Below are 6,881 nucleotides of genomic sequence, written 5' to 3'. Positions count from 1 at the left end.
TTTCCGTTTCGACTGCGCCGGAAGTGGGGCGAATTATAGACCTCCTGAATCTGCCGTCAACCGTTAATTTCACTTTTATTGCAGAACCTGCCTTTTACCCACCAGACGCGGGATTCGGCGAGCTACAGGAGGAAGACGCAGTATTAACAGCAAGGCACCCAAAGAGGCATAGATGGCCCACTCCTTTAGATCTGCACGCACGATCCACAACATATGCAGCAATCCAAGTCCAAGAACCCCATAAACCAGTCGATGCAACTTCTTCCAGCGTTTACCCAACCGACGCTGGCTATAACGGTTGGACGTCACTGCCAATGCCAACAGCCCCAGAAAAGCGAGCGAGCCGACAATAATGTAGGGGCGCTTGCGCAACTCAACACCCAATTGCGACCAGTCAAACCCCAGAATGAACGCCAGATAACTGCACAAGTGCAGAACCACATAGGCAAAACACCAAAGCCCCAACTGGCGGCGCACGGCAATCCACCCCGCCCACCCCGTCAGTTTCTGCAGCGGCGTCATGCTCAATGTGACCAGCAACAACACCAAGGTCCCAAGCCCGAGCCGATCGACCAGCACCTTGCCGGGATCCGGTCCGAGCAGATCTGCAAAGGCCTGGTAAAACCACAGCAACGGCCAGATCAACGCCGCAACGAAAACGCCTGCACGCCATAACGGATACCGCATCAGTAATTCTTCCGCAGATCGAGTCCTGCATATAAAGAAGCGACCTCATCCGCGTAGCCATTGAACATCTGCGTATCGCGCACATTCGGCTTGAACAGACTGTTCGGCAGGCGCCGCTCTCTCGCCTGGGTCCAGCGTGGATGATCGACTGTCGGATTCACGTTGGCGTAGAAACCATATTCATCCGCCGCAATACTTTGCCATGTGGTCTTGGGCTGCTCGCTGACCAGGCTGATCCGCACAATCGACTTGACGCTTTTGAAGCCGTATTTCCACGGCACCACCAGACGCAACGGCGCGCCGTTCTGATTCGGCAACTCACGGCCGTACATGCCGACCGCCAGGATCGCCAGCGGATTCATCGCCTCATCCAGACGCAACCCTTCTACATAGGGCCAGTCGATCAACGCAAAACCGGAGCGCTGCCCAGGCATGCTTTTGGGATCCTGCAAGGTTTCAAAGCGAATGTACTTGGCGTTGGCCGTCGGCTCGACCTGCTTGAGTAGCGCAGAAATCGGGAACCCGATCCATGGGATGACCATCGACCACGCTTCAACGCAGCGCAGACGATAGATGCGCTCCTCCAGCTGATAAGGCTTCATGAAGTCTTCCAGCGCATAACGCCCGGGCTTGCCAACCTCCCCGTCCACTACCACGCTCCATGGCTCGGTTTTCAGCGATCCGGCGTTGGCTGCCGGGTCGCCCTTGTCCGTACCGAACTCATAGAAGTTGTTGTAGTGGGTCGCATCCTTGAAGGGCGTGATGGCTTCGTCCTTGACGTTCACCGCTCCCCATTTGGTAGCAGGCAGCTTCTCGGCGAACCAGGCGGGTGCCTTTCCAGGTTCGACATCGGCATAACGCACCGCATCGTCGGCGCCGGCCCAACGCGGCAGGCTGCTTACAGCCAGACCGGCCGCTGTTGCGCCGAGCAATTGACGACGGGAAAGATAGATGGATTCTGGCGTGACGTCCGACTCATGGCAGTCAGACGTTTTGGGGACTTTGATCAGCATGGCAACTCCGCAGCTCTGGAGGACAGTTGCATCCATAGAGTGCGGAGTATGCGGGAAATTACATCACTCGGCGTTTTTGTGACGACGAAGATGCAACAGGTACTGCACCGGGCCAGACGCGGCATAGGCGAGGAAAACCAGCAGCAGAATGCGCGGCGGATCGCTGAAGACCACGGCAAAAACCAGCACCACCGCCAGGATCGCAACGAAAGGCACGCGCCCTTTCAAATCCAGTTCCTTGAAGCTGTTGTACTTGATGTTGCTGACCATCAGCATGCCGGCCGCCGCGACCATCAGGGCAACCAGGAACGACATCTTGGACCCCTGGATCCCGTAATCACTGAAAGCCCAGACGATCCCGGCAACCACGCCGGCAGCCGCCGGACTGGCCAGACCGATGAAGTAACGCTTGTCGGCCGTGCCGACCTGCGTGTTGAAGCGTGCCAGACGCAATGCCGCGCCAGCCACATAGATGAAGGCGACCATCCATCCGACCTTGCCCATGTCACCCAACGCCCAGCCGAAGGCCAGCAGCGCAGGCGCCACACCGAAGGCGACCATGTCCGACAGCGAGTCGTACTCGGCACCGAACGCACTTTGGGTATTGGTCATGCGTGCCACTCGGCCATCAAGGCCGTCGAGCACCATGGCAACGAAAATGGCGATCGCGGCAAAGGCGAAATATTTGCTCGCATTGGCGCTGTCACCGGCGCTCAACGCAGCCTGGGCACTCATCGAGTTGATAATGGAGTAGAACCCTGCGAACAGGTTCGCCGTGGTGAACAGATTCGGCAGCAGATAGATACCACGATGCCGGACCTTACGGCCTTCTGCGTCATGCCCTTCTTCGATGTGTTCATCGATGGGCAGCAGGCTTTCGGCGTCAGAAGCCTGGTTCGGCTCTTCGGGACGTTCGCTCATGGACATTACCTTGCAACGGATTGGACAGTTTCGACAGGTGTCTGGGACGACGGTTCGGCCGCAAACAATGCAGCTTTATACCAGAACCGTCGGTTCAAACGAAAAAACGCGGCCGAGGCCGCGTTTTTTCATACAAGGGTCGAAGACTTAGTTTTTGGCTTTGTCGACGATCTTGTTGGCACCGATCCACGGCATCATGGAGCGCAGTTGCTCGCCGATGACTTCGATACCGTGAGCGGCGTTGTTGCGACGCTTGGCGGTCATCGAAGGGTAGCCGGTTGCGCCTTCGCTGATGAACATTTTGGCGTATTCGCCGTCCTGAATACGTTTCAGGGCGTTGCGCATGGCCTGACGGGATTCGGCGTTGATCACTTCCGGACCGGTCACGTACTCGCCGTACTCAGCGTTGTTGGAGATCGAGTAGTTCATGTTGGCGATACCGCCTTCGTACATGAGGTCAACGATCAGCTTCAGTTCATGCAGGCACTCGAAGTAGGCCATTTCTGGCGCGTAGCCCGCTTCAACCAGGGTTTCGAAACCGGCTTTGACCAGTTCAACAGTACCGCCGCACAGAACGGCTTGTTCGCCGAACAGGTCGGTTTCAGTCTCGTCCTTGAAGGTGGTTTCGATGATGCCGGTACGACCGCCACCAACGCCGGCAGCGTAGGACAGCGCAACGTTCTTGGCATTGCCCGAGGCGTCCTGGTAGATCGCGATCAGGTCAGGGATGCCGCCGCCCTTCACGAACTCGGAACGTACGGTGTGGCCTGGTGCTTTCGGCGCGATCATGATCACGTCGAGGTCGGCACGCGGAACAACCTGGTTGTAGTGGATCGCGAAGCCGTGGGAGAAGGCCAGGGTAGCGCCCTTCTTGATGTTCGGCTCGATTTCGTTCTTGTACAGCTGGGACTGGAACTCGTCCGGGGTCAGGATCATGACCAGGTCCGCGCCAGCAACGGCTGCAGCAACGTCGGTCACTTTCAGGCCATGGGCTTCAGCCTTGGCAACGGTCGCCGAGCCTTTACGCAGACCAACGGTAACGTCGACACCGGAGTCCTTCAGGTTGCACGCTTGAGCGTGGCCCTGGGAACCGTAACCGATGATGGCAACTTTCTTGCCCTGGATGATCGACAGGTCGCAGTCTTTATCGTAGAAAACTTTCATGAATTTCCCCTATATATCCAGGCCGTTCAGGCCATTCGCTAATTTGGTTTAAATGCTGAGTACTTTGTCGCCGCGGGCAATACCGGTGACGCCACTACGGACAGTCTCCAGAATCGATGCGGTGCCGATGGACTGAATGAAGCTGTCGAGCTTGTCGCTGGTACCGGTCAATTGAACGGTATACACGCTGGCACTGACATCGACGATCTGTCCACGGTAAATATCGGTGGTGCGTTTGATCTCGGCGCGCTGGGCGCCAGTGGCCTTGACCTTGACCAGCATCAGTTCACGCTCGATGTGAGCGCTTTCCGACAGGTCCACCAGCTTGACCACTTCGATCAGCTTGTTCAGGTTTTTGGTGATCTGCTCGATGATTTCATCGTGACCGACAGTGGTCAGCGTCAGACGCGACAGAGTCGGGTCTTCGGTTGGCGCCACGGTCAGGCTTTCGATGTTGTAGTTGCGCTGCGAGAACAGGCCGACTACGCGAGACAAAGCACCGGGTTCGTTTTCCAGAAGCAAGGAAATAATGTGCCGCATGATTAGGTACGCTCCGTCTTGCTCAGCCACATATCGCGCATCGAGCCGTCTTTGATCTGCATCGGGTAGACGTGCTCGCTGGTGTCGACCGAAATATCGATCACCACCAGGCGATCCTTCATGGCGAACGCTTCTTCCATCTTCGACTTCAGATCTTTCGACTCGGTGACGCGAATGCCGACGTGACCGTAGGCCTCTGCCAGCTTGACGAAATCAGGCAGCGACTCCATGTAGGAATGCGAGTGACGGCTGCCGTAACTCATGTCCTGCCACTGACGAACCATGCCCAGAACACCGTTGTTCAGGATGACGATCTTCACCGGCAAACCATATTGCAGGCAGGTCGACAGTTCCTGGATGTTCATCTGGATACTGCCTTCGCCGGTCACGCAGGCAACGTCAGCGTCAGGGAAGCTCAGGCTGATGCCCATCGCCGCCGGCAGACCGAAGCCCATCGTGCCCAGGCCACCGGAGTTGATCCAGCGGTTAGGCTTGTTGAACTTGTAGTACTGCGCCGCGAACATCTGGTGCTGGCCCACGTCGGAGGTCACAAAGGCGTCGCCCTTGGTTACTTCGCACAGGGTTTCGATCACGGTCTGTGGCTTGATCTTGCTGCCGTCGCCCTTCTCGTAAGGGAACAAGCCGCGATCACCGCGCCATTCGTCAACCTGCTTCCACCAGCTGGCCACCGCTTCCTTGTTCGGGGTTTCGCCGATTTCCTTGAGGATCGCGACCATTTCGGTCAGGACGCTTTCCACCGGACCCACGATAGGCACGTCGGCCTTGATGGTCTTGGAGATCGAAGCGGGGTCGATGTCGATATGGATGATCTTGGCGTTCGGGCAGAACTTCGGCGCGCCGTTGATCACGCGATCGTCGAAGCGCGCGCCGACAGCCAGGATCACGTCGGCATGGTGCATCGCTAGGTTGGCGGTGAAGCTGCCGTGCATGCCGAGCATGCCGATGAACTGACGATCGGTGCCAGGATAACCGCCCAGGCCCATCAAGGTGTTGGTCACCGGCAGGTTGAGCATTTGTGCCAGTTCGGTCAGCGGCGCGGACCCGTTGCCCAGAATCACGCCGCCGCCGGAGTACAGCACGGGACGCTTGGCCGCCAGGAGCATTTCTGCCGCCTTGCGGATCTGCCCGGAGTGACCGCGAACGGCCGGGCTGTAGGAACGCAGTTTGGCTTTCTTCGGGAAGATGTATTCGAACTTCTCGGCCGGGTTGGTCATGTCTTTCGGAATATCGACCACGACCGGGCCAGGACGACCGGACTGCGCCAGGTAGAAGGCTTTCTTCATGACTTCCGGGATTTCCGAAGCGTGCTTGATCATGAAGCTGTGCTTCACGATCGGCCGGGAGATACCGATCATGTCGGTTTCCTGGAACGCGTCGGTGCCGACCATGGTGCTTGGCACCTGACCGGAAATGATCACCATTGGAATCGAGTCCATGTAGGCCGTGGCGATACCGGTGATGGCGTTTGTGGCGCCTGGACCGGAAGTCACCAGTACCACGCCGGCTTTACCGGTGGCACGGGCATAGCCGTCAGCCATATGGGTAGCCGCTTGTTCGTGACGAACCAGAATGTGGGTCACTTCCGGTTCTTTGAACAGGGCATCGTAAACATGAAGAAGAGCACCACCCGGGTACCCGTAGATATATTTGACGCCTTCGTCACGCAAGAAGCGGACGAGCATCTCACCGCCAGATAAAAGCTCCACGTTGTTCACCTCTAAAACGCCAGAATACCGCCCACGAAAAATGGAACGGGTCTTAATAGGTTTACTTCTCGGCAGAGCATGAGCGACGGTGGTCGCCGACTACGTCAGCACTGACTGAGCAAGTATTGGGATCGTCCCAAGTGTTGCGGGCCTTTCCCACCCAGCGCGAGGTAACGCGTTGCGGGTGTAACAGGTCGGCGCGGATGTGCGCCTCATGATCTACCGAGTGGGTCTGCTTCTGGCAGTCCCTCTACAGCGGACTTTGGATTCTTCTGTTTCGCCCTCTCCAAGTCAAGCCGTCTGTGTGCCTAATTGTGGGTAAGCACATGAGAACGCAAGAAAAAACCTGGAAACAGCTACTCTGTTAGCTTCAATTGCGCAATTTTGCCAAGGAATCAGCATGCGAACGCTTCTGCTAACTCTGCTGATCGGCCTCAGCCCGTGGTGCATGGCCGGTCAGATCTACAAATGGGTCGACGCCCAAGGGGTGACTCATTTCGACGCACAACCGCCACAAGGGCAGCCTTCCAGCGTCATGCAGACACCCGCGACGCCAGTGGTCCGGCCGCCGGCAATGCCCGGCAGCGGTCCGATCGGCGATCAGAAAAGCATCGATGACAGCGTGAAGAAGCAGGTCGCCGAGCAGCAGGCTGAACTGAAAAAGTTCTGCGAACAGGCGCGCACGAATCTCGCGCAGTTGCAGAACAACCCACGCTTGAGAGAGGAAGTGGAAGGTGAAATGCGGCGCCTGAGCGATACGCAACGTCAGGAACGCATCGTCGAAGCGCAGAAACAGATCGCGGAAAACTGCCAGTAAGCACTGGCAGTT

General features: G+C 57.5%; 7 protein-coding genes. 1 reads left to right on the top strand and 6 read right to left on the bottom strand.

The window, feature by feature from the left end; translation table 11 throughout:
• Positions 1 to 75: 75 nt before the first annotated feature.
• The 6 genes from msrQ to N8H74_RS27550 all read right to left on the bottom strand — a co-directional run bounded on the left by msrQ (position 76) and on the right by N8H74_RS27550 (position 6,052).
• On the bottom strand, positions 76 to 687 hold the full coding sequence (msrQ, locus tag N8H74_RS27575; RefSeq protein WP_217829999.1) for a protein-methionine-sulfoxide reductase heme-binding subunit MsrQ: 612 nt from the start codon (positions 685 to 687) through the stop codon (positions 76 to 78).
• Positions 687 to 1,700, bottom strand: a complete 1,014-nt coding sequence (msrP, locus tag N8H74_RS27570) for a protein-methionine-sulfoxide reductase catalytic subunit MsrP (RefSeq protein WP_262151791.1) — start codon at positions 1,698 to 1,700, stop codon at positions 687 to 689. The genes msrQ and msrP overlap by 1 nt, the downstream gene beginning before the upstream one ends.
• A 63-nt stretch (positions 1,701 to 1,763) precedes the next feature.
• On the bottom strand, positions 1,764 to 2,621 hold the full coding sequence (pssA, locus tag N8H74_RS27565; protein ID WP_064589202.1) for a CDP-diacylglycerol--serine O-phosphatidyltransferase: 858 nt from the start codon (positions 2,619 to 2,621) through the stop codon (positions 1,764 to 1,766).
• Positions 2,622 to 2,768: 147 nt separating this feature from the next.
• The gene (gene ilvC, locus N8H74_RS27560) at positions 2,769 to 3,785 is read right to left on the bottom strand and encodes a ketol-acid reductoisomerase (protein WP_217830001.1); all 1,017 of its coding nucleotides are present in this window, start codon (positions 3,783 to 3,785) and stop codon (positions 2,769 to 2,771) included.
• A gap of 48 nt (positions 3,786 to 3,833) precedes the next feature.
• Positions 3,834 to 4,325, bottom strand: a complete 492-nt coding sequence (ilvN, locus tag N8H74_RS27555) for an acetolactate synthase small subunit (protein ID WP_003205610.1) — start codon at positions 4,323 to 4,325, stop codon at positions 3,834 to 3,836.
• A 2-nt stretch (positions 4,326 to 4,327) separates the two neighbouring features.
• Positions 4,328 to 6,052 (bottom strand): acetolactate synthase 3 large subunit, encoded by a 1,725-nt coding sequence (locus tag N8H74_RS27550; RefSeq protein WP_262151788.1) that lies wholly within the window; start codon positions 6,050 to 6,052, stop codon positions 4,328 to 4,330.
• A gap of 400 nt (positions 6,053 to 6,452) precedes the next feature.
• Between N8H74_RS27550 and N8H74_RS27545 the strand changes: the two genes are divergently transcribed.
• Complete coding sequence (locus N8H74_RS27545) at positions 6,453 to 6,869, top strand: DUF4124 domain-containing protein (RefSeq protein ID WP_217830003.1); 417 nt, start codon at positions 6,453 to 6,455, stop codon at positions 6,867 to 6,869.
• Positions 6,870 to 6,881: the final 12 nt, after the last annotated feature.

The organism is Pseudomonas sp. B2M1-30 (assembly GCF_025447575.1).
GTDB lineage: Bacteria > Pseudomonadota > Gammaproteobacteria > Pseudomonadales > Pseudomonadaceae > Aquipseudomonas > Aquipseudomonas botevensis.
The sequence above is the reverse complement of the archived record's forward strand: the minus strand, read 5'-3'. Positions and strand labels throughout refer to the sequence as shown.

Coding starts and splice junctions, on each gene's coding strand:
- msrQ (WP_217829999.1), bottom strand. CDS start 687: ATGCGGTATCCGTTATGGCGTGCAGGCGTTTTCGTTGCGGCGTTGATC.
- msrP (WP_262151791.1), bottom strand. CDS start 1,700: ATGCTGATCAAAGTCCCCAAAACGTCTGACTGCCATGAGTCGGACGTC.
- pssA (WP_064589202.1), bottom strand. CDS start 2,621: ATGAGCGAACGTCCCGAAGAGCCGAACCAGGCTTCTGACGCCGAAAGC.
- ilvC (WP_217830001.1), bottom strand. CDS start 3,785: ATGAAAGTTTTCTACGATAAAGACTGCGACCTGTCGATCATCCAGGGC.
- ilvN (WP_003205610.1), bottom strand. CDS start 4,325: ATGCGGCACATTATTTCCTTGCTTCTGGAAAACGAACCCGGTGCTTTG.
- N8H74_RS27545 (WP_217830003.1), top strand. CDS start 6,453: ATGCGAACGCTTCTGCTAACTCTGCTGATCGGCCTCAGCCCGTGGTGC.